The following is a 23,200-nucleotide window of genomic DNA, read 5'->3' as shown; positions in this document are numbered from 1 at the left end:
TTTGTCGTTAGTTATAAGTTTTTGAGTTATATTCTATTGAGATTTAACTTCTCAGGATTATTTCTGTTATCCCAAAAAGATATAATTTCAATCACTTGTTTTTGTTCTATAATTTGGTAAAAAATTGAAAAATTACGAAGTACAATTACTCTTCTTACTCCTTTCTATTATCTACTATTGTTCCTATTCTTGGATTATACTCAAGCATTTCACAAATTTTAGCTATTTCAGCTTCTAATTTTAGAATATAACTTTCTGATTGAGCCTTTTCTAACCAATACAGCGAAATATCATACAATTGAATTTTAGCTTTTGGCAACCAAATAATCGTTAGATCTTCCATTTTTCCAATTCTCTATGAGTTCTCGTAATCCTTTCATTACTTCATTATGAGAAATAAAGACACCTTTTTTTGCCTCTTCTAAACCTTCATCTATAGAGCGTAGTTCAGCTTCTGAAACCTTTACGTAAGATTCAGAATTGTCAGAGATATTGGAAATAAAGGTATTCATTCATCTAATTGAGCAAAAACTCGTCCTCCTCATTGCTTTCAATGCCTAAGACTTCGTATATGTACTTGAAGGTGGAGAGCAATTTAGGTTTGCCATCGATGAGGGCTACATCGTGTTCAAAGTGGGCAGAAGGCTTGCCGTCGGCAGTGAGGATTGTCCAACCGTCTTTGAGTTGGCGTATGCTCTTGGTGCCCATATTAATCATAGGCTCTATAGCCACGACCATTCCGTCTTTGAATTTTTTACCATTACCGCGTTTGCCGTAGTTGGGCATTTCGGGGTCTTCGTGCATTTTGCGTCCTACGCCGTGCCCAACGAGTTCGCGCACTACTCCATAGCCGTGTGCTTCACAGTGCTGTTGTATAGCGTGTCCCACATCGCCTACGCGGTTGCCCGCACGAAACTGACGGATACCTATATACAGCGATTCTTTCGTTACGCGCAATAGTTCTTTTACTTCGGGGGCTACTTCGCCTACCTCAAAAGTATAAGCGTGGTCGCCATAGTAACCGTTTTTCAGTGCCCCACAGTCTATTGAGATGATGTCGCCTTCTTGTAGTGGACGGTCGTTAGGAATACCGTGTACTACTTGCGCATTAGGACTCATACATAGGGTATTAGGAAAGCCATACAAACCTAAAAATCCTGGGATAGCCCCTTGACTGCGGATGTACTCTTCGGCGATTTTATCTAAATATAGGGTGGTTACCCCTGGTTTTACTTCTTTTGCCATTATTCCCAAAGTACGTGATACTACTTGGGCTGCTTGGTGTAGTAGTTCTATTTCTTCGGCTGTTCTAATGTGAATCATTTGTAATAACGAATTACGAAAGACGAATTACGAAAGTTTTGTCATTCGTAACTCGTCATTCGTAATTAGATTTCTATTTTTTGAATTGTTTTAATAAATTGGTTGTGGAACTGTCGTGAGCAGAGAGTTCGGTAGCGGCGATGTCTTTAAGGATTTTGCTTGCCAACTGTTTGCCGAGCTCTACACCCCATTGGTCGTAACTATAGATGTTCCAAATCACACCTTCTACAAAAATCTTATGCTCATACATTGCGATAAGGCTACCCAAACTTTCAGGGGTGAGTTTATCAATGAGGATAGAGGTTGTAGGGCGGTTTCCTGTAAACACTTTGAAAGGTACTAAGGCTTCGTTTACCTTGTCACCCATTTCTTTGCGTACTTCGGCTTCGGTTTTACCTTTTAAAAGAGCCTCGGTTTGTGCAAAGAAGTTAGCCATTAGCTTGTTGTGGTGGTCGGTATTGCCGTGCAATGAGTGTTTAAAGCCAATGAAATCAGTAGGTATCAATTTAGTACCTTGGTGAATGAGCTGGAAGAACGCGTGTTGAGAGTTGGTTCCTGGTTCACCCCAGATAATTACCCCAGTTTGATAACTTACAGGGTTGCCATCACGGTCGGTTTGTTTACCGTTACTTTCCATTATACCTTGTTGTAGGTACGCAGCCAAGCGGTGCAAATATTGAGTATAAGGAATGATAGCCTGACTTTCGGCTCCGTAGAAGTTGTTATACCACACGCTGAGCAATGCCAAGACTACCGGAATGTTCTTGTCAAACGGAGCTGTGCGGAAATGCTCGTCCATAGCGTGAGCCCCTTTGAGCAACTTATCAAAATTGTCATAACCTACTGATAGGGCAATGCTCAAGCCTACGGCACTCCACAACGAGAAGCGTCCGCCTACCCAGTCCCACATAGGGAATACGTTCTCAGGGTCTATACCGAATTTGTCGATTTCTTGCAAGTTAGTAGACACTGCTACAAAGTGTTTAGCGATATCTTTTTCACTACCCGATTTGAGAAACCATTCTTTTACAGTAAGCGCATTGGAAAGGGTTTCGAGTGTTGTAAAAGTTTTAGAAACAATCACTATCAAGGTAGTTTCGGGGTTAAGGTGCTTGATAGTTTCGAGCACGTGGTCGCCATCTACATTGCTAATGAAATGTACGTTGAGGTGATTCTTATAGAATTTAAGAGCTTCAGTTACCATTGCCGGACCTAGGTCAGACCCACCAATACCAATATTCACCACATCGGTAAAGGCTTTGCCGCTATAACCTTTGCGTTTGCCACTGATGACCTCTTCACTGAACTGTTTGATTTTGTGTTTTACAGTCGCTACTTCGGGCATTACATTCTTGCCATCTACGTTTATTACGCTGTTTTCGGGCGCGCGAAGGGCGGTGTGCAATACAGCGCGTTTTTCGGTGTTGTTGATAAGGTCGCCACCGAAGTATTTGCCAATAGCGTCCTTTAAACCACATTCCTCGGCGAGTTGCACAAGGAGTTTAAGAGTTTCTTCGTCTATGCGGTTTTTAGAATAATCTACATAGAAGTCGTGCCATTTGATGGCGAATTTCTCACCGCGAGCGGAGTCTTTCTCAAATAGAGAAAGCATATGGCGGTCTTTTACTTCCGCAAAATGTTTTTGCAATGCTTTCCACGCATTGGTTTGTGTTGGATTACTATTTTTTAACATTTTTATTTATATATGTTTAATGTTGTTATTCTTTTTATAGTCAATCACAAATTAGTCTGTAAATTTTGCACCTTTCACTTTGCCAAAATTTGAAACTTTGGCAAAGTTAATTATCTTAATAATCAGTTGAATTCTCTATTTGTTTAATTATAATCTATGTAATAGCAACTAATATCTGTCTTTTCAGGGTGCAAAACTACAAGATAATGACGCCTCACCTTTAGCTAATTTGCTAATTGACAAATTACTTAATGAAACTTACTTTTTCAGTCTTTTAAACACAAAACGGGTGATAAAAATACCAGTAGAATCATTGCTTCCTGCATTGCTCTCTACTCCACTGGTAACAAAAGCAAGTTCCCAGCCTTCTTCACTCATTGTGTTCAACTTAGAAGTGATAAGAGCATCGTTGGCAGCGATGTTCTGAAAACGAATCCCCCCGAGATTAAAGAAATTGAGGAGTTTGGTCTCATCAAAGCCCTTTACGCGAATCTCATCACGGTCGCTTTTGTTGCGTTCGTCTCCTTCTTCCGAGCGCGTAGTGGTAAATTCTTTATAATTGCGTGTTTCATTAGCTGAGATAAGTCGCGAACGTCCTGCTCCCGAAGGTACTACCGATTCAATAGCGGTTACTACCTTAAATTCATATACTTGTGCTGAGGCGGTAAAGCCCACAAGAGCCAATAGATAAAAAATAAACTTTTTCATTTGTATTTCTGCTCAATTAACCATTAATCACTAATCATTAACCATTGTTACGACACCGTTTGCTTTTGTACATTCGTTACCTCCTCTTCCATTTCAATAGGGGTCGCTTTTAGCGCATCAAGCTGTTCTTTTAGTGGCGCAATCTCCTTCAAATATTTAGCTTTAAGTCGCGCATCAATAGGCACCGATTCAGGTAACTTCTCTCTGAGTGGGTCTACTTGTCTTCCATTCTTCCAGAAACGATAGCACACGTGAGGACCTGTTGCCAAGCCGGTACTTCCCACAAGTCCAATCACCTGTCCTTGCGATACGTGTTGTCCTCTGCGTGCCAATATTCTCGACATATGCAAGTACTGTGTTGTATACATATTGTTGTGGCGCACCTTCACGTAGTTACCATTACCCGAACTATAGCCCGCCTCAATCACCGTTCCTGCTGCCGTCACCCGTATAGGCGTACCTGTAGGTGCTGCATAGTCGGTACCAAAATGTCCCTTCATACGGTGAAGCACAGGGTGAAAACGCATTCCAAATTTAGACGTAATGCGGAAGATATCCAAAGGCGATTTCAAAAACATTCGCTTCATCATATTCCCCTTTTCGTCGTAATAGCCATTTGTGCCTTTTGCCGAATCGGTAGTGAAGTTAAAAGCGTAATAAGGTTTCCCTTGCCACTCAAAATAAGCCGCTTTCACTTTCTCAACTCCCGCAAAAATAGTGTCGTCCACATAACGTTCCTCATAAATAATCTTAAAATTATCTCCCTTTTGCAAGCGGAAAAAGTCGATGGTGTAATCAAAAATCTGTCCCATTTGGTAGGTAGCATTCGCACTGATACCCGCCGCAAGCGCATCAACTGTAAGATTACTGTTGATATTTCCTGCCAATGCTTTTTCCACAATCGTTACTTTGCGTTGCGCTTTGTAAGCGTGAACCGAGTCTCCAAGACGCACCACTACGTAATCTGTAACGTTCGGCTGATAGATAAAACTATGGGGTTTCGAGGGGTCTTTTTTATCGTACAAAAAAGCGTAAACCTTACCCGTACGTATATTCTTAGGGTTAAACTCTCCTTTGGTTTTTTGGGTGATATTATGAATATCCACCGCTCCTATATTGTTCTCTTCTAATAGTTTACCAAAGGTATCACCCTGCTTAATCGTATCTTTCACTATCGTGTAATCGTTCAGGTTAAAACCAAATTCATACACCGGAGGTTTAGGTGCCTCAACAGTAGCCGAAGCGGTTGCCTTCTCAGCATTAGAGGTATCATTACAAGCCGTGAATACCGAAAGCTGAAGTGCAAAAAATGAAAAATAAAGGACTTTCTTCATCATAAGTTTTCTGTTTCTGTTTTTACATTTTTTAGTTCACAAACACCAAGCCATTTAGGGCGCAAGTGTATCAAAAAATCTTACAAAGGTGCAAATAAAAAATGAACTACGCAAATAAAAAAACTAAAAAAACTGCATATACCTCCTTTAATTTATTCATAATTAATGTATTAAGCTGTATACCTCAACTCTTGCAAACTGCTTCTATGTCCTCTTTTTCAACACTTTTACCGCTACCCTTCACCTTATCTTTTTCTTAAATCCTAGCCATACCCAAACGCCCCCTCCCCTACTCAGTACATTTTTCTACCCTACAAGCCATATAAGTAGTACATTTTTCCACCAAAACTCAATTTCACAAAATGCCTCCTCCCAAAAAAGTGCCATCTATCGTCCAACATTCGTTCAAGATTCGTTTAAGGTTCGTCCAAGCTACCTATACAATAGTAAATTTTTCTTTTTGAAAATCCTTATCCCTATTTCTCTTAAAAACTATCTGTGTGGCTCACTTTCCCGAGTCCCCCGAAAGCTCCTAACCAGACTCTTCTTCATTTTCTCATTTCCAAATTTTCTAATTTTCCAAATTTGCTCATTTGCTAATTACCTCCTATCTTTGCCCCCATAAAACAAATTATTATGAAATATATTTATACTCTCATTGCCCTACTAACAGCTACTAATACCTTTGGGCAGAACATATTTTTGCTCAAAGAACTCTTTTTAAAAGGAAACGTAAAATCCGTGCGCGTTATCCCTTATCAAGTAAAAGAAAACAAAAAACACCGCATTCAAAAAACAGCTGTAAAGAAATTCTATTACGATGAAAATCTGTTTCTCTTAGCCAATGAGCAAGGATATGTTGTCCAACAAATTATGTTTGCCGACCGAAATGTGTTCAACCTTAAAACAGAAGTAACTTACGACGATAATAACCGAGAAACAAACTTAAAAGTATACGACGAAACCGATACTCTATTGCGTGAGTACACCCTTACTTATGACGATAAAGAGAAAAAAATGCAGAAAACTGTCTACTTCCCTAAAACAGGTAAGGAATATTTAGTACTTTCAAGTGATACAAACAAACGTAGTTACCCTACCTATGCTACTTATTACAACACCGATGAAAGTATCAAAAACTACTCTTCATATAAGTACGACAAGAGGAATAACCAACTCGAAACCAAAGTCTACAATCCCGATAAATCAGTAAAATACACCAAGAAGACAAAGTATAATAAAAACGGATTCGTTACCTACCAAATAACCAAATCCAACGAAAAGAATAAAAGCCTCGAAACAGTGTATACCTATAAAAAAGAGCTTTTTCCTACTGAAATGCTCTTAATCTTCGAAAAGAAGACCCATAATAAAGCAAAGAAAATAAACTATACCTTTTCTTATCAATACGATGAAAAAGGTAATTGGATAGAGAAGAAATGTTTTTTGGAAGACAAATTAGTATATATCGTAGAAAGAGAAATCACATATTATTAGAAACTCCATAAAAAAGGCAATAGTAAAAAACTATTGCCTTTTCTTTCTTCAATATGAGAAGTGTATATATTTTTGTTCTTGTGCCATTACAGCACAAGAACAGAATAATAAAATAATAAGTATAAGTAAAGTAAATTTTTATAAGCCTTATTTTTTAGACTTTTCTTTTTCAGCCCATTCTTTTTTGAGTTCTTCAGCCCAAAGTAACTCTTCTTTATAAGGACGTCTTACTTTTAGCCAGTCTCCCCCTCTATAATATACTTTTCCTTTTGGGAAAAAGTAATCATCATAAGTACCAGCTACAATTCCTTTGTTTTTGATATAAGCAAACTGATAGATACCTCTATTAAAAACATTTGCAAATTGATAAAAATAATAGATAGTATTACCTTCTTTTTCTTCAATATTAGCTAAATAAATATGTTCCTGATGTTTAGGAATTTCTATAGGAGGATACTCATTCCAATCAAGAGGAAATTTGGTATTTACCTTTTTTTGATACACTTCTTTTAATAAAGTAATAGGCACTATAGGTTGGTGGGTATTGATAATATAGTTTCCTGTAGCAATAATCATTTGCTCAGGAATATCTATACAATAAAAAGATTCTGCCATACACTCTTTACTTACATAATATGTATTTTTTACTTTTTTTACTAACTTCAGGTTATTAGGTATAGGTTTGATTTCCTTTTCACTAATTATGTCATAGCCAAGTACTTTGTTTTCCAATTCCTCAAAAAGCTTCTTAGTAGAAAATAAATTATTCTGAACCTTTTTAAAATCTATTTCTTGCCAATTGCTCTTGCTTTCAAGATCTGGAAGTACTGAAAGAAGGATTATATACTGTTTATCATAGCGGTTGAGAAAAACATTATATACCTCAATAGTATTTTTAACCCCATAAGGAGAAGTATCGAGCGTATACTGTTTTACCTTATATTTAGCGGTAAGACTATCAAGCAATATATATTTTTGTTCTTGGGCTATAGAAGCCCAAGAACAAAATAATAGTAAGTAAAGTAAGTTTTTCATACGCTTATCTTTTATTCTTCTCCTTTTCAGCCTATTCTTTTTTAAGCTCCTCTGCCCACATAATCTCTTTCTTACTAAGTGTATTAAGAATTTGTTTCCCTACATACTTATCACGAGGAATAAAATAATCATCATAAGAACCTCCTACAATACCTTTGCCTTCTATAAAAGCAAAACGAGAAACCCCTGTATTGTCAGTAAAGCTCCAAAAACGATATATTTTATTGCCTTTTCTTTCTTCAATATGAGAAAGGTAAATACTTTCTAACTCTTTAGGAACTGCATAACGCACTCCACCAAAAGACTCTAAAGGGAACTCTCTGTTAGGAAATAGTTTTAAGTAAGCCGTTTTGAGTTCATTGTATGAAGTAAACGATTGTCCTAAGTTTATTATATTCCCCTCTGATATATGAAAAATAGCAGGATAGTTAACAATTCTAAATTTTTCTATAGAACAATAGGTCTTACTTCTATAAAAAGAGTTCCCTTCCTTCTTTATCATATAATAAGGGTAAAAAAGTTTATAATTATTCTTAGGATTATCAACTTCTCTAAGCAATTGTCGAGTACTAAGGGCTTTTGAATGAAAAGCTTCCAAACTTATTTTTTCCCATTTATTGCCACTTTCTGTTTCTGGAAAGACTGATAACAGTAAAAACTCATTAGGATTAATCCACACATTGTATATGTCAATTCCTTGATGATAACCATAAGGCATCGTGTTGATAGTATACTTATTAAAGTTAAACTTTTGAGTTAAGCTATCAACAATTACATACTTATATTCTATTTGACCCCAACCTATAATAGGAAAGAGTAAAAAAATGATTGTTTTAACTATGGAGTACATTTGGTTCCTTTTCTATCATTATTACCTTCTCTTTCATTTTGATTAAGTTTAACCTCCCAATCAAACACATTCTTTATAATTCCTGTTTTCGCCATTGCCTTAGCTGTGTTAAGAGGTATATTAGGATTAAAAGAATGTATGGCATCAACTAAACTATCTATAAACGGAGCAAAATTTAAATGCTTGTCGTCTATAAATTCAAATTTATCATAAGCAACTCCATTTCCAAATCCCATAGCTGTACGATAACGTATATTAGGATATCGTTCTTGAAATTTTTCTCTTAGACGCTCTCTTTCACAACTTAAAAAAGCGTGTATTGCCTCGTGATATATGGTTACTAAAACATATTCTTTAGTAGCAGAATTAAGAATATCAGGATTTAAGAATATATTTATTTCTGCATCTTTATCACTTACGCTAGTTGGTCTACAATATGCATCAACAGAAGTTCCTCTTAGAGCATTGTCTTCAAGAAAAGTAAGATTATATTTATTATTTGTTCCAAAAGTCTGTCTAAGAATTCTAGCAATATCGTTATTTAAATTAGGAGCTTGTGCTAAAAGAGCTTTTGCACAGGGGTTATTAAGTCTATCTATAATATTATCCTCCTGTTTACCTTCACTATTATTGCCTCCACCACTATTATTAGGAGGATAATATACTTCCTGACATAAAGAAAAATCTCCAGTATCATAGAATATGTAACCATCTCCGCCGTCCCAATCCATAGCATACATAATATCTAATTCTTTCATTAAACAATCAAAATTAGGGTACATTGCTATTATAGGAATAACTTCTTTATAATGGTCTACTATTCTTCCTGTCACAACAACCTCTCCTAATTCTTGTACAGAGTGAATACAATTAGGATCTCCCACAGAATGTCCACAAATATAACGACCTCCGTAAACAGGAGGGGGAAAATTTCGTGGAATACCTTCGTCTAAAAATCTCCAACTACTATGTATTGACTTATTATCTTGCTTTTTAGCAAAAGTAATAATCTGGTTATTCTTTTTCTTAATAAGAATGAGAAACTTAAAATCCTTTGAAAGAGTATCTTTGTTTATTACTTTTGTAAAAATAAGAGGATCTTTTTTAATAAGTTCAATACCTACTTTTTCAAGATTATTTATACCATAATCAGTTTTTAAAATAGAATCAACCTCTCTTTTTTCTAAAGGCACATAGCTATTACGGATATTGCTAATAATTTCCGTATTATTGTTCTCAGGAGTATTTTCATCTTTTTTACACCCCTCTACAGTGATAAGAGCTCCTACTATTAAAATAGTTGCCACATTTTTAAAAAGCTGTTTCATAATATTTTTTAGAATCATTTTTAATAGTGCAAAGGAAAATAAACAATTTTAAACAAACAAATATTTAGTGTTAAACATTTGTTAAATATATTAACTTAGGTTTTTTGCTCTACTATAAGTCTTTCTTAATCTTATAAATTCTTCCAAGCACCTCACTCCTAATTTGCTCATTTTCTAATTCTCACATCTTTTAATTTGCTAATTTCCCCGCCCGTGTGGCTCGCACCGTCTTAGCTTCGAATAAGGCTTGATTATCAGCCCTATTTTTACTTTTTAACTTTTATCTTTTACTTAATTTAAATTTGCTAATTCTCTCATTTTCTAATTTTTCTTACTTGTCGTGCTACAATCTCGTACCGAATAAGCCTTGATTTTCATATTGATAAATATTATTAAATTCTTTTTAAGGGTTGTCCCTCTTCGGAGGTTCGGGGGCTTTCGTTATTCGTTGCTCGTCACTCGTCATTGTCTGCTTCCACCTTCCCATTTTCTAATTTTTCTAATTTGCTAATTATCCTTACCTTTGCACCAAATTTATATCGTATGAGCTTATTCTCTATTCTTATATTTCTTTTTTTCTTTTGGCTTTTTAGACAACTCACCCAACAGCTACCCACCGAGCAGCCCTTTCGCAACCCATTTCAGCAAAACATATCACCCGCTACATTCGAGCTGAATCTCCTCTCACTTTGTAGCTTAGTTATCAAAGCCAACGGACGTGTTACCCAAGCCGAATTAGATTTCGTGCGCTTGCAGTTTGTGCGTCTTTATGGTAAAGAACGCGCCAATGCCGTGTTTCGCAGTTTTAATGAACTAATAAAAGGACGCGAGATAGAAGCTCCCCGAGTAGCAATGTACGTACGCGCTCGTACTACCTACGAAACACGCTTGCAAATCCTCTATTTTCTCTTTGGTATTGCTCAAGCCGATGGAGTAGTAAGCCAAGACGAAGTACAACAAATAGAGCAAATAGCCTATTACTTCCAGATAGAAAAAAGTGATTTTATAAGCATCAAAGCAATGTTTGCTAACACTTATGGTAGTAATAGCTATACCCAAACTCCCAATGAAAATGCTTATGCTATTTTAGGTATAAGCCCCCAAGCTACTGATGCCGAAGTAAAACAAGCTTACAGAAATATGGCAAAAAAATATCACCCCGATAGAGTGATTACTGAAGATGAAGCCATAAAAAAAGGCGCCGAAGAAAAGTTCAAACAAGTACAACAAGCCTATGAACAAATCGCACGCCAAAGAGGAATGAACTAACCTAATAGCTTACCCCTATAAACAAAAAAGTGGCAAGCTACCTACATCGCACCGCTACAACCGAATACCTTTGCTGTGTTCCCACCCTGGAGGATTTTTCAGGAGCTGGTCGTGTAGGACTTGCCGGCGACAAAAGTACAACTTTTTTATTACATAGCAAATTTTTTCTATTTTTTTTCTTGCTTAGTAGCTCTATTTTTATTACTTTTGCCCCAAAAGTGTTGTATAACAACCTTTCAAAATCTAGTTAAAACAGTTAAAGAACAAAGAAAAATATTAAATATCAATAATGAAAAAACTATTCTTTTTATTCTTAGCGCTCCTATCGCTACAATGTAGTAAATCACAAGATAGTGAGACCACAGGTTTGAACTCTGAAAAGATGCTCACCCTTATCAATCAGCAACGACAAAAAGGCTGCAATTGTGGTAGTAATTATTATAAACCCGTACCTCCTGTAAAGAGAAATAAAACAATAGAAAAAGTAGCCAAAGCCCATAGTGACGATATGCTTAAACGCAACGAATTAACTCACTATAGTAAAAACGGACAAGGTCCTAAAGAAAGACTTATCAAGGCAGGCTATAAATGTACTATGTTTGCTGAAAATGTAGCTATGGGACAACAAAATGAAGAAGAAGTGATGAAAAGTTGGCTCGAAAGTCCAGGACATTGTGCTAATATTATGAATGCCCAAGTTACTGAAGTTGGTGCTGCTCGTAGCGGTAAGTATTGGACGCTACTCTTCGCTGCTCCTCTTCCTTAATTTTTAACTGCTTCCTAACTCTTAAAACAATGTATCTCGACGTTCATTCGCATACCCAGCACTCAACTTCCGATACTTTGGTGATTCGCAATCAGTATCCACTTACCGCCGATACCAGCGAACCTTTCTCAGTAGGTATTCACCCTTGGTTTTTAAACGATTTCGAGGCGCAGTGGAATGCACTTATACCCTTAGCCCAGCACTTCAACTGTTGGGCTATAGGTGAATGTGGCCTCGATAAGAACATTACCTCTGCCCTATCCTTACAACAAGAAATCTTTTTAAGACACATAGAATTAGCCGAAAGTTTAAAGCTCCCACTTATCATTCACTGTGTGAAAGCTTATGCCGAGGTAATACAACTCCGCAAGCGCACCCGCTCACAACAGTTATGGATATTACACGGCTTCAGAAAAAACCTAAAAGTAGCACAAGAGCTCATCACTCACGACATTGCCATTTCTTTTGGCACTCCCCTACTCTATTCTCATCAATTGCAAGAAGTCTTTAAGAAAATTCCCTCTGAATACCGGTTTTTTGAAAGTGATGACAGTATTCAACCATTAGTTATCAAACAAGTCGAACAAGCCGGACTTATCTAAGGTCTAAAACTTAAATCTAAAATTTTCTACTTAAAAAATTTGCTCGTTTGCTAATTACTTCATATCTTTGCGCCTTGAAAATTGAAAGGGGGTGTATCTTTATGTTAATAATTCCTTTAAAAGACGGAGAAAGCATCGATAAAGCTTTAAAACGTTATAAACGCAAATTCGACCGTACAGGTGTAGTACGTGAACTACGTGAAAGACAACATTTCACTAAACCTTCTGTACGCAGAAGAGCCGAAATCCAAAAAGCACAATACATTCAGCACTTGAAAGATCAAGAAGAAGTATAGTTCATTGTGGAGATATTCAATTTTTTTTAAGTAGGAACGGATAATATTCGTTCCTATTTTTTTATTTAAGTGTTGTTCATTATCCTTATCGGTATTGTTCATTGTCCATTCTTAAATTGTGCATAACTTGAGGAAGAAAAAACACTAAAATATTTGCTCTTTTATGTTTTCTGTGTATACAAAAATGAAGGTGAAAAAAGCAAATTTATTTCTTATAAAATATCCACTACTTTTTGTCAGTTATGAACAATCTGCCCAATGAAAAGTTCTCAACAAAAAGTTGTGCATAATATCAAAAAGAGTTATCAACAATTTTGCTTAAAATATTCATTTAAAAAACCGTAAATCACTTTTTATTGTTGATAACTAATCATAATATTCTTAAACTGAAAAAAACAAGTTTTTCAGCTTAATTTTATCCCTCTTATGAACGTCATCATAATAATAACCCTTCCTTTTTTAGAAAGAAATCTTTTTCAATTTATAATTTGGTAATTGTTGATAACTCAAAAATATTTACTTTTGCAATATGAAAAAAACAAATAAAACTCAAAAGCAAGGCAAATCAGGGAAACCTAAAAAGAATAAGAGTTTAGCTAAACGCAACAAGCAAGAGCTTATCAAAGCGATTTTTTCGGTGTTACAAGAACACCCCGAAGAGAGCTTTAACTACAAGCAAATCGCTGCCAAACTCCACATTACTGATGCACCACGTCGTGATATGCTGGTGAAACAACTCGTACAACTGAAAGAGAAAAAACGCATTGTAGAAATCGACCGTGGAAAGTACCAAGCTATTCCTATGCAACACTATTATGTAGGTACGCTTGATGTGAGTACGCGCGGTAATGGTTATGTAATAGTCGATGGTTTAGACAACGACATTTTTGTAGCGCAGAATTTTCTAAACAAAGCCCTCCACGGCGATTTGGTGGAAGTGTATGTATTTCCACGTTTTAGAAATCGCAATAAAATGGAAGGAGAAATTAGTAAGGTGTTAGAACGCAACAAAGTGCGCTTTGTAGGTACTGTGCAAATGCACAAGAATTTTGCTTTTGTCGTCCCTACTGATGCCCGTATGTATACTGATTTCTTTGTGTTGAAAGACGAACTCAATGGCGCTCAGGACGGCGACCGTGTGATTGTACGCATTGAAGATTGGAAAGACAAAAGCGATTCGCCTATGGGGGTAGTGGAACAGATACTCGGTAAACCAGGGGAACAAACTACCGAAATGCACTCTATCTTAGCCGAATACGGTCTGCCTTATACCTATCCAGAAGAGGTAGAAGCCTTTGCTAAAAAGTTAGATCTTTCTATTACTGATGAGGAGATTGCCCGTCGTCGTGATATGCGTGAAAACCTTACTTTCACTATCGACCCTCTTGATGCAAAAGACTTTGACGATGCACTGTCGTTCAAACTTTTGGAGAATGGCAATTACGAGATAGGAGTACATATCGCCGATGTATCACACTACGTGAAAGAAGGCACTATATTAGACGAGGAAGCATATAACCGCGCTACTTCTGTGTATTTGGTAGATAGGGTAGTGCCAATGTTGCCCGAAATACTCTGTAACTTTGCTTGTTCACTTCGTCCTGATGAAGATAAATACACCTTTTCGGCAGTCTTTGAGATGAATAAGAAAGCCGAAGTAGTAGATATTTGGATAGGACGTACTGTAACACACTCGTCATTTAGGTTTGCTTACGAAGAAGCACAATCAGTAATAGAGCAAGCTAAAGTAGGGGAGGGGTACACCATTCCTGCCGAAACTTCTATTACCGATACCGATAGAGCTGTCCCTGCTGAGGTAGTAGAAGCTATCCTCACGCTCAATACCTTAGCCGAAAAATTGCGCGGCAAACGTATGCGTTTAGGAGCTATTACTTTTGATAAAGTGGAAGTAAAATTCGACCTCGATGAGAACGGCAACCCTACAGGGGTATATTTCAAAGAAAGCAAGGAAGCTAACAAACTGATTGAAGAGTTTATGCTTTTGGCTAACAGAAAGGTAGCCGAGTATGTAGCCAAAATGAAAAAAACTTTCGTATACCGCGTACACGATGAACCCGATGCTGAGAAACTACAACAGTTTAATACAGTTATTAACCGATTTGGCTATAGTTTGGATTTGAAAAACCGCCAAACCACTACCGATTCACTTAATAATCTCTTAGAAGAAGTAAAGGGCAAAAAAGAACAAAACTTAGTCGATACCTTGGCAATACGTTCGATGGCAAAAGCTACTTATACTACTAAAAACATAGGACACTACGGTTTAGCATTCGATTATTATACCCATTTCACCTCGCCTATACGCCGTTATCCCGATGTGATGGTACACCGCCTTTTGCAACTCTATTTAGATAACGCCCCCTCACAACCCGAAGCCGAATATGAAACCAAATGCAAACACTCGTCACAAATGGAAAGTTTAGCAGCTTCAGCCGAGCGTGATTCTATCAAATATATGCAGGTGAAATATATGGAAGCGCATAAAAACCAGCAGTTTGCAGGGGTGATTTCAGGTGTAACCGAATGGGGTATTTATGTAGAAATTACCATAAACAAATGCGAAGGATTGGTACGCGCTCGCGACATCAAAGACGATTATTACACTTTCGACGAACAACAATACGCCTTGGTAGGACAAGCCACTGGTAAAACCTACCAGCTTGGCGATGAAGTAATGATACGCGTGAAAAACACCGACCTGATGAAAAAACAATTAGACTTTGAACTAATAAGCGAATAGTGAGTCGTAGCACGATAAGCAGTTTAAGAGTTAGAAGTTGATAATTATCACAAAACCAATAGAGTAGGGGAGAGGTACTAAAAACTTCTCCCTTATTTTTTGTAATTCAACAGTTTTTTAGTACTTTTGTGCAGTTAATCAAATTTTAGGTAGAAATAGATGTTTGCGGATGTATTGCTTGCATTACCTTTGGGCTTGTTGTTAGCTTTTACCATAGGTCCTGTGTTCTTTGTATTGCTGGAAACAGCTATTACTAAAGGATTTAGGGCAGCTATTGCTTTCAATTCAGGGGTAGTACTGGCAGATACTGTTTTCATTCTCATTGTCTATTTCACTACCAGCAGTTTGCTACGCGAAATTAAGGACGACCCTAAGCTCTTCTTCGCTGGCGGACTCATAATGATAGCTTACGGACTCATCTCGTTCATCAAACTGAAAAAAGACTTCAAGAAAACAATAGATAACAAAGAAAATGCCTATTTGCAAGTAGCTGAAAAAGTGAACTATGTAGCCCTCTTTATAAAAGGTTTTCTACTGAATTTCATCAACATAGGCGTTTTGGGTTTTTGGTTGGGAATTATTATTGTTTTTGGTCCTAAGCTCGATATGAATGCCAGTAGAATATTGGTGTTTTTTACTTCTATTATCTTAGTTTACTTTGCAATAGATATCTTTAAAATTCTCATTGCTAAGAAACTTAAAAACCGACTTACCGCTTTTCATATCTACAAAATTAAACGTGCGATTAGCATTATATTGTTAGTCTTTGGAGTTTTTTTAATACTCCAAGCGTTCTTTCCTAACGTATTACAATTAACTGATTAAGTACAACTCGCACAAGTAGTGTATAAAAAAACTTTGCCAAAAGTTGTAAGCCACACGGGTCTTTACCTCTTGACAAAGTCTATTTTCTATTGCCTATGGTCTAATGCCTGTGGCCTTATTACTTCTTACCTTTGTATTGATTATTTAGGTATTCAGTAACTTCTTTGGTAATATCTTTTTTCTCAGTTCCATAGAGTACACTACCGCCGTCGTTAGCACCAAGAATAAAGGTATAACCTTTTTGTTTTCCGTACTCTTTAATGTTTTTCTTCACTTTGCTGAGTAAAGAATCCATTTGAGTTTGGCTTTCCATTTGTATTTTTTGTTCCTCTTGTTGTAAATGTTGTTGCAATATTTGGCTTTTTTGCATCAGTTCGTTGTATTTTTTCTGAGCTACGTTCTGAGGGAGAGTTTTAGCCTGAGCGTCGAAAGCACGCGCTTCAGTTTGGAACGCCATTGAAATACTGTCGCGTTTTCGTTCGTAGGCACTAATTTGTCCTTTTAGTTTTGCCTCGATGTCTTTTTTTTCTTGATAGTCGTTTAGAAGTTTAGAGTTATCTACAAACGCCACCTTGTCGGTACAAGCAGTAAGGGCGAGCAGTGCTACGCCTGTTAAGATGAGTTTTTTCATTTTTATAATGTTTAATTTGAATTACGTGGCAAAAGTAAGAAAGTTTTACGTGTAAAAGAAATATTTTTTAATTTTGTTACTAAAAAAGTGAAAATACTCTCTTTCGTCACTATTCATTACACCTTGTTTCAAGTGAAACATTTTACTACCTTCTTTTATCTTATATAAATTTATTCTATATCAGAAATACTTTTCTATAAGTCTACTTTATCGAAACTGACTTTATTACAGCTTGTTTTAAGTATTATTTTTTAAAAAGTAATAAAGTATAGGGTAATAGTTGAGAAGTCTTGTAAAAACGTCTTATTTTAAGTTTTTACTATTTTTAGCTTCAGAAATATAAAAAAATAGACAATTCCTAACTCTTACCTCTTATTTCTTACTTAAAACATAAATCTGCGATGAGTATTCTCTTTTCCTCCAACCATAATAGTTTGAACGGACTCCGTTGATGAGACCTTTAAGAAAATGTTTCTTTCCTGTTTTATATTGCTCGGAAAGCATACTCACATAGAAGGCATCAAAAAGCATAGGGTGGGTGGCAAGCAACTCAAAACCTTCTTTGGCAAAAAGTTGTTCGATACTGTCCTTAGAAAAATGCCATAAGTGTCGGGGCACATCATAAGCTGCCCAGTAGGCTCCGTAGCGCTGTGCGTCCCACGAACGATAATTAGGTACAGCTATAACAGCTAAGCCATCTTCTTTCAGTAAGTTACTGATGAGCTGTATTTCTTGTGTTACATCGGGTACGTGTTCCAATACGTGCCACATAGTAATCACATCAAAAGAGTGGGGGAGGAGGTTACTAAAATCAGCTTGTAACAAAACTCCTTTTTCTTTTGCTTTGGTACGTGCTTTCTCGCTGGGCTCTATGCCCATAGTCTCCCAATGTGCACACTCTTTACCACTACGCACAAAGTCGCCAGTACCTGCACCTATATCAAGCAGACGAACATTTCCTTTTTTGTATTGTTTGATGAGTTTTATTTTGTGCTTTAAGTTATAACTTTTCACCCATTGGTAGAGTTTATCAAATAGTGTTCTACGACTGTCTGTATGCGAAATATAATCCTCACTCTCATAGTATTTTTTAAGGTCATTAGGTAAGGGAGTAGTGCGGTAAAGTTTTAATACTGAATCATATACGAGGGTAAAATCCTCTTGTGATACGCTGTAATCTTTAATTGTCATTAGTTGTTAGTGTTTAGTCGTTAGTTACTACTTGTCAATTATCAATTGTGAATTATCAATTGATAATGTTCCACGTGGAACATTTCTTATATACTTACTTTTTGTCTTTTACTTGGTACCTTTTACCTCGTAAGAAAGCAAACAGTTTTCTCTTCTTCAAATATTCAAGATTGTAATCATTCTCGTAAGCTTCACGTTCAAAGATGATATTATGGTAAGCTCTCTTCTTATCTTTATACTTAATATATTTCAGTATGAAATCCACGGCATACCATATATAGAAAAATATCACCAAGAGTTCTCGTTGCTGAGTTAAATGTATGCGTTCGTGGTTGATGAATTGTGCATCTTTCAATAGTTTTGAATCATTAGTAAATATAAAAGGGTAGAGGGTAATACCACTAAAACCCTTAGGTACTAAATATCTGTTTACTATAAACCAATTCATATAAGTAAAAAATATGTGGCAAAAGTAGTGAGAAAATAGCAGATAAACAAATGAGTTCTTAATTATCAATTCTCAATTGCTAATTCATAAATGTTCCACGTGGAACATTTATGAATTGAATATGTAGCTTTATTAAAAAATATTTATTACCTTTGTCGGCGTAAAATAATAATATATCAGTATGAAAAAGTTTTTAATCCTGTTGTTATTTCCTTTTATCGGAATGGCACAAATTGTCAATACTCCAGCTACACGTTTGGAGAAAGAACTCAATGGTAAAGTAAAAGCTCTTGTCGAACGTACTTATGACGTCTTTCAAGGTAATCTTAAACAAAAACGTCTTGCAACCGAAAATTATTATGAATTTAATAAAGAAGGAAACACCTTGCAGTTAGAACAAAAATACAGTGGTATTACTTTGCGTTACGACTATGTTTACAATGCTGAGCAAAAACCTCTACAAGTAAAAATATTGAGAATGGCTCACGGAGGTATACAGAGTTCTACAGGACTCTATGAATATAATAACCAAGGGCATTTAGTAACATATCGTACAATGATGGAGGGTAGTGCTTCGCCTACACAAACCTATACTTTTAACAAGTGGGACGCCAACGGTAACCCTACCGAAGGTCTCTTAGTAACACCCGATAGCAAAGCGAAGGTATTCCAGGAGTTTGATAAAAATAACCAGCGCACTTTGCTCAAAATGGTAACCGAAGGAAATCCACCTACCGAGATGCGCATCTCAGTGCGTTACGACCGTGAGGGTAGGGTAGTGGAACGCAGTATTGCTGAGGGAAACACCAAACCCGATGTAATGCATTATACATATGATAAAAAAGGTATTCCTACCGGCGTAAATAACCAGAAGTTTGAACATACTTTTGATAAGCAAGGTAATTGGGTTACTCGCATTGTATTCGTCAACGGATATATCGTAGGATTTACAGAAAGAGAAATAAAATACTAATATTAAAAATACATATACTTATGAAAAGACTATTTATTATTACTTTAGCTTTGTTCTGTACGGCTTGTAATACCGATTGGCGCAGAAAATACGATGAGGTATATCCGTCTCAAAACGGAATTTCAATGGTAAGAAAAGATAATAAATACGGACTCGTAAATGCTGAAGGTACCGTCGTAGCACCTTTGAAGTATGATTATATCAACATCTACCCTTCTGCCGGAATACCTTTTTATGATGTTACTATTAATAATTTATATGGGGTGATACGCCCTTCGGGTGAAGAACTCATTCCTGCTCAGTATAATTTTATTTCGTATTCCGAAGGTGTTTTTATTGTACAACTCAATGATAAGAAAAAACTTCTTAGTACTAATAACGAAACACTCACCCCTTGGTATGACGAAATAGACCTCTTTTTCGGTGGTCTGGCTCGCGCTAAACAAGGTAATAAGTATGGCTATTTAAATATTAAAGGTAAAGTAGTATTGCCTTTTGTATATGATGACGCTGATGATTTCAACGATAGTAAAAAGGCAATGGTGAAGTATAAAGGTAAATGGGGAATGATTGATAATCTCGGTAATACAATCATTCCTTTTGAATATGAACAGGCTGAACCCTATACTAAAAGCAATGAGGAATGGGAAGATTATTACTATATCCTCATAAAGAAAGGCAGAGAGGTAAATATAGATAAAGAAGGTAATCTTTTGTCATTTAAATAATCACTTCTTTTACCTCTCCTCTAAATATCACTTTAAACGATAAACGCTTCCATTGTTTAGGCAAGCGAGGCGTAAACGTTAGTGCACCGTTCTTTACACGCATACCAGCAAAGCCCTCTACAATGCTGAGCCACGTGCCTGCCATCGAGGTGATGTGTAACCCTTCGTGTACCTCCTTGTTGTAGTCGTCCAAATCAAGCCGAGCTGTACGCAGGTAGAGTGCGTAGGCTTCTTCTGTCTTCCCTAAGGCTGAGGCGAGTACACTATGCACACAAGGTGAGAGTGACGACTCGTGTACGGTAAAAGGTTCATAAAACTCATAGTGCTTTTGGAGTTGTTCTTTGGTAAATCGCTCTTCAAAGAAATAAAACCCCTGTAACGTATCTGCCTGTTTGATATAAGGCGAACGCAATATCCTATCCCACGACCAATGTTGGTTGAGCGGGCGCTCCCCAGTAGGAATGGCACTTACAGGCTTCAAGTCTTTATCCAAAAAACCGTCTTGTTGCAAGTATACATCATACTTTTCGCTATAAGGCAAGTACATATGTTCCACAATATCACTCCACTCCTTCAATTCTTTAATAGTCACCCATTGCTTTTCGCTCTTGTATTTCAGTGCCATAGTCGCTGCATAACTCAAACACCAAGAGGCAAGATAGTTCGTATAGAAATTATTGTTCACATTGTTTTCGTACTCATTAGGTCCCGTCACCCCTAAGATTACGTACTGTTTCTTTTCTTCTGAAAAATTGACCCTCTGTGCCCAAAAACGTGCAATAGCAATAAGCACTTCCATTCCATATTCTTTCAGGTACGACTCATCGCCCGTATAACGTGTATAGTTATAAATTGCAAAAGCAATCGCCCCGTTGCGGTGTATTTCTTCAAAGGTAATTTCCCATTCATTATGGCACTCTTCACCGTTCATTGTTACCATAGGGTAGAGTGCAGCCCCGCCAGTAAAACCGAGTTTCTGGGCGTTTTCAATAGCTTGTGGCAACTGTTTATAGCGGTACAACAGCAGATTGCGAGCTACTTCCGCGCCTTTGGTAGCCATATAAAAAGGCAGGCAATAAGCCTCAGTATCCCAATAGGTACTACCACCGTACTTTTCCCCCGTAAAACCCTTAGGTCCTATGTTCAAATGGGCATACTTGCCCTGATACGTTTGGTTGAGCTGAAAGATATTAAACCGGATACCTTGTTGTGCTTTCTCATCACCTTCAATCACAATATCCGATGTTTCCCATATCGCCGCCCAATCTTCTTTTTGCATCTCCAATAACCCCTCAAATGTTAATACCTGTGCGTCTCGCACCCTTTCCATCGCTACATTCCCCCTTTGAAGGGGGGTAGGGGGGATGTTTCCCATTTCATCTCTCAAATACCCCCCAAACTTCTCAATACAAAAAACTTCATTCTTCTTAACCTCTAAGTTGTAACACAACCCTATATAGTTCTCCTTTCTATTTTCTTTTCCACTGATATTCAGTTCTTTTCCTTCTATAAAAAGATGATTTTCCATAAAGGTTTGCACTTTAAAGGCTGTCTTTTTAGTTTCAGCAAGTATAGTAGCGCAGTTGTTTTCCGAAGAAATTTCCAAAGTATTCCAAAAATGCTCGTCCCAGTTAGCATCATTATTCTTAATACCACTGTCTAAGTAACTTTCTATTTCTATGGAAGTATCAGCATTAAGAGGACTAATCTCATAACGTAAAGCTCCTATTTCATCATAACGCAACGAGAGCAAACGCACCACTTTTACAGCAATTTCCACACCGTTACGAAGTGTAGCCGTAAAACTTCGCTCGTACCAACCCTCTTTCATATTCAGTTGTCGGCGGAAGTTTTTCACCTCCAAACAAGTGTTTAAGTCTAATAGTTCCCCGTCTATTTTGATGTGTAGTCCTATCCAGTTGGGCGCATTGAGCACTTTGGCAAAGTACTCAGGGTAGCCGTTTTTCCACCAACCCACTCGGGTTTTATCGGGGTAATACACCCCACCGATGTAACTCCCTTGAAGTGTATCGCCCGTATAGTCCTCTTCAAAGTTAGCGCGCATTCCCATAGCCCCATTTCCAAGGCTGAAAATACTTTCGTGTTTGGTAACCTCAGCTTTATTAAAGCCCTCTACGATGATGTTCCACGTGTTCATAGCTATTAGTCTTCACAAGTTTAAAGTGCAAAGGTAGAAGATAATTAGCAAACGAGCAAATTTGCAAAATTAGCTCATAAATACCCTACCCAATAATGATTACCATTACACTTTTCCATCATTAATTCCCCTTTGGAGGTAGCCAGTGACAGCTGGGTATGTACCCCACGGGAGCACAGTATGTGTAAAGGAGGAGGTTTGTCTCCTTTTCCAGCTAGTCCCCCTTCGGGGGTTCGGGGGCTTACCGAATAAATGACTCGCCACATTCCCCCTTTTGAAGATAGCCAGCAAGAGATTTTCATCACATTTCCTTCGTCATTCGCCTCTCGTCATTCGTCATTTCTTTCGCTTTCCCGTCACTACACTCCCCCTTTGAAGGGAAGTCCGCGAGAGCGGAGTATGTGAATAGGGGGATGTTATCCCCTATTGCCTATGACCTAAGACCTCACACGTTCCCATTTACTAATTTTCTAATTTGCTAATTCCCTAATTATTCCTTCCCTTTTCCGTCGTACTCCCCCTAGTGCCTGTGGCCTAAGGCCTATTACCTCTTCCTCTTTCTTTCGCCTCGAAACCCTGTTTTTACCATTTTTTACATCGCTGTATTATATTATGAGTCAATTATTTATATACCCTTTCTATACCAATCGTCCAAGATTCGTATAAGCTTCCTATAAGCTCTCTATAAGCTAACTCCACCCTCCTCACACCCTTTTTTCATCAAAAACCCTATTTCCCCTCTTTTGAATTTCTCCGTTTCCTTCCGCTCTCTCTAATCTATCCG

The 23,200-nt window shown here is 37.2% G+C and carries 22 protein-coding genes, 1 other RNA gene and 1 pseudogene; 9 read left to right on the top strand and 15 right to left on the bottom strand.

Annotated features, from left to right (window positions below; all coding sequences use genetic code 11):
- Positions 1-26 precede the first annotated feature (26 nt).
- From C3V44_RS12350 to C3V44_RS08385, 6 genes and pseudogenes are all read right to left on the bottom strand, one after another.
- A pseudogene (locus tag C3V44_RS12350) lies at positions 27-343 on the bottom strand (type II toxin-antitoxin system RelE/ParE family toxin).
- Positions 306-512 carry a cell division protein FtsH gene (locus tag C3V44_RS08405; protein ID WP_106096163.1) on the bottom strand — a complete coding sequence of 69 codons (207 nt, stop codon included), beginning with the start codon at positions 510-512 and terminating at the stop codon, positions 306-308. The pseudogene C3V44_RS12350 and the gene C3V44_RS08405 overlap by 38 nt, the downstream one beginning before the upstream one ends.
- Positions 513-516: 4 nt before the next feature.
- Positions 517-1,323 (bottom strand): type I methionyl aminopeptidase, encoded by an 807-nt coding sequence (gene map, locus C3V44_RS08400; RefSeq protein ID WP_106096162.1) that lies wholly within the window; start codon positions 1,321-1,323, stop codon positions 517-519.
- A gap of 73 nt (positions 1,324-1,396) precedes the next feature.
- Complete coding sequence (gene pgi, locus C3V44_RS08395) at positions 1,397-3,016, bottom strand: glucose-6-phosphate isomerase (protein WP_106096161.1); 1,620 nt, start codon at positions 3,014-3,016, stop codon at positions 1,397-1,399.
- 258 nt (positions 3,017-3,274) lie between these two features.
- Positions 3,275-3,724 carry a hypothetical protein gene (locus C3V44_RS08390; RefSeq protein WP_002674390.1) on the bottom strand — a complete coding sequence of 150 codons (450 nt, stop codon included), beginning with the start codon at positions 3,722-3,724 and terminating at the stop codon, positions 3,275-3,277.
- A 47-nt stretch (positions 3,725-3,771) separates the two neighbouring features.
- Positions 3,772-5,061, bottom strand: a complete 1,290-nt coding sequence (locus tag C3V44_RS08385) for a peptidoglycan DD-metalloendopeptidase family protein (protein WP_106096160.1) — start codon at positions 5,059-5,061, stop codon at positions 3,772-3,774.
- A 633-nt stretch (positions 5,062-5,694) separates the two neighbouring features.
- Here C3V44_RS08385 and C3V44_RS08375 point away from each other — a divergent pair.
- A complete protein-coding gene (locus C3V44_RS08375) occupies positions 5,695-6,555 on the top strand; it encodes a hypothetical protein (RefSeq protein WP_106096159.1) in 861 nt (286 codons plus the stop codon).
- Between the two features lie 147 nt (positions 6,556-6,702).
- Here C3V44_RS08375 and C3V44_RS08370 read toward each other — a convergent pair whose 3' ends face one another.
- The 3 genes from C3V44_RS08370 to C3V44_RS08360 are packed head-to-tail and all read right to left on the bottom strand — an operon-like array spanning position 6,703 to position 9,768.
- Positions 6,703-7,590, bottom strand: a complete 888-nt coding sequence (locus C3V44_RS08370) for a hypothetical protein (RefSeq protein ID WP_106096158.1) — start codon at positions 7,588-7,590, stop codon at positions 6,703-6,705.
- A 31-nt stretch (positions 7,591-7,621) separates the two neighbouring features.
- A complete protein-coding gene (locus tag C3V44_RS08365; protein WP_106096157.1) occupies positions 7,622-8,440 on the bottom strand; it encodes a hypothetical protein in 819 nt (272 codons plus the stop codon).
- A complete protein-coding gene (locus tag C3V44_RS08360; RefSeq protein ID WP_129588185.1) occupies positions 8,428-9,768 on the bottom strand; it encodes a hypothetical protein in 1,341 nt (446 codons plus the stop codon). The genes C3V44_RS08365 and C3V44_RS08360 overlap by 13 nt, the downstream gene beginning before the upstream one ends.
- Positions 9,769-10,311: 543 nt before the next feature.
- On the opposite strand from C3V44_RS08360, the gene C3V44_RS08355 reads away from it, so the two are divergent.
- Complete coding sequence (locus C3V44_RS08355; protein WP_106096155.1) at positions 10,312-11,037, top strand: molecular chaperone DjiA; 726 nt, start codon at positions 10,312-10,314, stop codon at positions 11,035-11,037.
- Positions 11,038-11,064: 27 nt separating this feature from the next.
- On the opposite strand, the gene ffs is transcribed toward C3V44_RS08355, so the two are convergent.
- An RNA gene (gene ffs / locus C3V44_RS08350) (signal recognition particle sRNA small type) lies at positions 11,065-11,163 on the bottom strand.
- 160 nt (positions 11,164-11,323) lie between these two features.
- Between ffs and C3V44_RS08345 the strand changes: the two genes are divergently transcribed.
- The 5 genes from C3V44_RS08345 to C3V44_RS08325 all read left to right on the top strand — a co-directional run bounded on the left by C3V44_RS08345 (position 11,324) and on the right by C3V44_RS08325 (position 16,287).
- Positions 11,324-11,803 (top strand): CAP domain-containing protein, encoded by a 480-nt coding sequence (locus C3V44_RS08345; protein WP_106096154.1) that lies wholly within the window; start codon positions 11,324-11,326, stop codon positions 11,801-11,803.
- A gap of 29 nt (positions 11,804-11,832) precedes the next feature.
- Positions 11,833-12,405 carry a TatD family hydrolase gene (locus C3V44_RS08340; RefSeq protein ID WP_106096153.1) on the top strand — a complete coding sequence of 191 codons (573 nt, stop codon included), beginning with the start codon at positions 11,833-11,835 and terminating at the stop codon, positions 12,403-12,405.
- A 101-nt stretch (positions 12,406-12,506) separates the two neighbouring features.
- Positions 12,507-12,701 (top strand): 30S ribosomal protein S21, encoded by a 195-nt coding sequence (gene rpsU, locus C3V44_RS08335; RefSeq protein ID WP_002674401.1) that lies wholly within the window; start codon positions 12,507-12,509, stop codon positions 12,699-12,701.
- A 529-nt stretch (positions 12,702-13,230) separates the two neighbouring features.
- Positions 13,231-15,462 carry a ribonuclease R gene (gene rnr, locus C3V44_RS08330; RefSeq protein WP_106096152.1) on the top strand — a complete coding sequence of 744 codons (2,232 nt, stop codon included), beginning with the start codon at positions 13,231-13,233 and terminating at the stop codon, positions 15,460-15,462.
- 159 nt (positions 15,463-15,621) lie between these two features.
- Positions 15,622-16,287 carry a LysE family translocator gene (locus tag C3V44_RS08325; protein ID WP_016478315.1) on the top strand — a complete coding sequence of 222 codons (666 nt, stop codon included), beginning with the start codon at positions 15,622-15,624 and terminating at the stop codon, positions 16,285-16,287.
- A gap of 118 nt (positions 16,288-16,405) precedes the next feature.
- On the opposite strand, the gene C3V44_RS08320 is transcribed toward C3V44_RS08325, so the two are convergent.
- From C3V44_RS08320 to C3V44_RS08310, 3 genes are all read right to left on the bottom strand, one after another.
- The gene (locus tag C3V44_RS08320) at positions 16,406-16,918 is read right to left on the bottom strand and encodes an OmpH family outer membrane protein (RefSeq protein ID WP_048747861.1); all 513 of its coding nucleotides are present in this window, start codon (positions 16,916-16,918) and stop codon (positions 16,406-16,408) included.
- A 372-nt stretch (positions 16,919-17,290) separates the two neighbouring features.
- Positions 17,291-18,109, bottom strand: coding sequence for a class I SAM-dependent methyltransferase (locus C3V44_RS08315; RefSeq protein WP_106096151.1), 819 nt, complete (start codon positions 18,107-18,109; stop codon positions 17,291-17,293).
- A 94-nt stretch (positions 18,110-18,203) separates the two neighbouring features.
- Complete coding sequence (locus C3V44_RS08310; protein ID WP_106096150.1) at positions 18,204-18,557, bottom strand: hypothetical protein; 354 nt, start codon at positions 18,555-18,557, stop codon at positions 18,204-18,206.
- A 181-nt stretch (positions 18,558-18,738) separates the two neighbouring features.
- On the opposite strand from C3V44_RS08310, the gene C3V44_RS08305 reads away from it, so the two are divergent.
- Complete coding sequence (locus tag C3V44_RS08305) at positions 18,739-19,530, top strand: hypothetical protein (protein ID WP_106096149.1); 792 nt, start codon at positions 18,739-18,741, stop codon at positions 19,528-19,530.
- A 20-nt stretch (positions 19,531-19,550) separates the two neighbouring features.
- Entirely contained in the window at positions 19,551-20,258 is a 708-nt protein-coding gene (locus C3V44_RS08300; RefSeq protein ID WP_002674413.1) for a WG repeat-containing protein, read from the top strand.
- Here the strand turns inward: C3V44_RS08300 and C3V44_RS08295 are convergent.
- Both C3V44_RS08295 and C3V44_RS12345 read right to left on the bottom strand, forming a co-directional pair.
- Positions 20,251-22,416: a glycoside hydrolase family 65 protein gene (locus C3V44_RS08295; RefSeq protein ID WP_106096148.1), complete on the bottom strand. Its 2,166-nt coding sequence runs from the start codon at positions 22,414-22,416 to the stop codon at positions 20,251-20,253. The two genes, C3V44_RS08300 and C3V44_RS08295, sit on opposite strands and share 8 nt — an antisense overlap.
- A gap of 74 nt (positions 22,417-22,490) precedes the next feature.
- Positions 22,491-22,682 (bottom strand): phosphinothricin acetyltransferase, encoded by a 192-nt coding sequence (locus C3V44_RS12345; RefSeq protein WP_106096147.1) that lies wholly within the window; start codon positions 22,680-22,682, stop codon positions 22,491-22,493.
- Positions 22,683-23,200: the final 518 nt, after the last annotated feature.

Origin of the sequence: Capnocytophaga sp. oral taxon 864 (genome assembly GCF_002998835.1) — a bacterium.
GTDB classification, from domain to species: domain Bacteria; phylum Bacteroidota; class Bacteroidia; order Flavobacteriales; family Flavobacteriaceae; genus Capnocytophaga; species Capnocytophaga ochracea.
The sequence above is the reverse complement of the archived record's forward strand: the minus strand, read 5'-3'. Positions and strand labels throughout refer to the sequence as shown.

What these genes read in the sequence shown, in the direction of transcription:
- C3V44_RS08405 (WP_106096163.1), bottom strand. Translation starts at nt 512, where the DNA reads ATGAATACCTTTATTTCCAATATCTCTGACAATTCTGAATCTTACGTA.
- map (WP_106096162.1), bottom strand. Translation starts at nt 1,323, where the DNA reads ATGATTCACATTAGAACAGCCGAAGAAATAGAACTACTACACCAAGCA.
- pgi (WP_106096161.1), bottom strand. Translation starts at nt 3,016, where the DNA reads ATGTTAAAAAATAGTAATCCAACACAAACCAATGCGTGGAAAGCATTG.
- C3V44_RS08390 (WP_002674390.1), bottom strand. Translation starts at nt 3,724, where the DNA reads ATGAAAAAGTTTATTTTTTATCTATTGGCTCTTGTGGGCTTTACCGCC.
- C3V44_RS08385 (WP_106096160.1), bottom strand. Translation starts at nt 5,061, where the DNA reads ATGATGAAGAAAGTCCTTTATTTTTCATTTTTTGCACTTCAGCTTTCG.
- C3V44_RS08375 (WP_106096159.1), top strand. Translation starts at nt 5,695, where the DNA reads ATGAAATATATTTATACTCTCATTGCCCTACTAACAGCTACTAATACC.
- C3V44_RS08370 (WP_106096158.1), bottom strand. Translation starts at nt 7,590, where the DNA reads ATGAAAAACTTACTTTACTTACTATTATTTTGTTCTTGGGCTTCTATA.
- C3V44_RS08365 (WP_106096157.1), bottom strand. Translation starts at nt 8,440, where the DNA reads ATGTACTCCATAGTTAAAACAATCATTTTTTTACTCTTTCCTATTATA.
- C3V44_RS08360 (WP_129588185.1), bottom strand. Translation starts at nt 9,768, where the DNA reads ATGAAACAGCTTTTTAAAAATGTGGCAACTATTTTAATAGTAGGAGCT.
- C3V44_RS08355 (WP_106096155.1), top strand. Translation starts at nt 10,312, where the DNA reads ATGAGCTTATTCTCTATTCTTATATTTCTTTTTTTCTTTTGGCTTTTT.
- C3V44_RS08340 (WP_106096153.1), top strand. Translation starts at nt 11,833, where the DNA reads ATGTATCTCGACGTTCATTCGCATACCCAGCACTCAACTTCCGATACT.
- rpsU (WP_002674401.1), top strand. Translation starts at nt 12,507, where the DNA reads ATGTTAATAATTCCTTTAAAAGACGGAGAAAGCATCGATAAAGCTTTA.
- rnr (WP_106096152.1), top strand. Translation starts at nt 13,231, where the DNA reads ATGAAAAAAACAAATAAAACTCAAAAGCAAGGCAAATCAGGGAAACCT.
- C3V44_RS08325 (WP_016478315.1), top strand. Translation starts at nt 15,622, where the DNA reads ATGTTTGCGGATGTATTGCTTGCATTACCTTTGGGCTTGTTGTTAGCT.
- C3V44_RS08320 (WP_048747861.1), bottom strand. Translation starts at nt 16,918, where the DNA reads ATGAAAAAACTCATCTTAACAGGCGTAGCACTGCTCGCCCTTACTGCT.
- C3V44_RS08315 (WP_106096151.1), bottom strand. Translation starts at nt 18,109, where the DNA reads ATGACAATTAAAGATTACAGCGTATCACAAGAGGATTTTACCCTCGTA.
- C3V44_RS08310 (WP_106096150.1), bottom strand. Translation starts at nt 18,557, where the DNA reads ATGAATTGGTTTATAGTAAACAGATATTTAGTACCTAAGGGTTTTAGT.
- C3V44_RS08305 (WP_106096149.1), top strand. Translation starts at nt 18,739, where the DNA reads ATGAAAAAGTTTTTAATCCTGTTGTTATTTCCTTTTATCGGAATGGCA.
- C3V44_RS08300 (WP_002674413.1), top strand. Translation starts at nt 19,551, where the DNA reads ATGAAAAGACTATTTATTATTACTTTAGCTTTGTTCTGTACGGCTTGT.
- C3V44_RS08295 (WP_106096148.1), bottom strand. Translation starts at nt 22,416, where the DNA reads ATGAACACGTGGAACATCATCGTAGAGGGCTTTAATAAAGCTGAGGTT.
- C3V44_RS12345 (WP_106096147.1), bottom strand. Translation starts at nt 22,682, where the DNA reads ATGTGGCGAGTCATTTATTCGGTAAGCCCCCGAACCCCCGAAGGGGGA.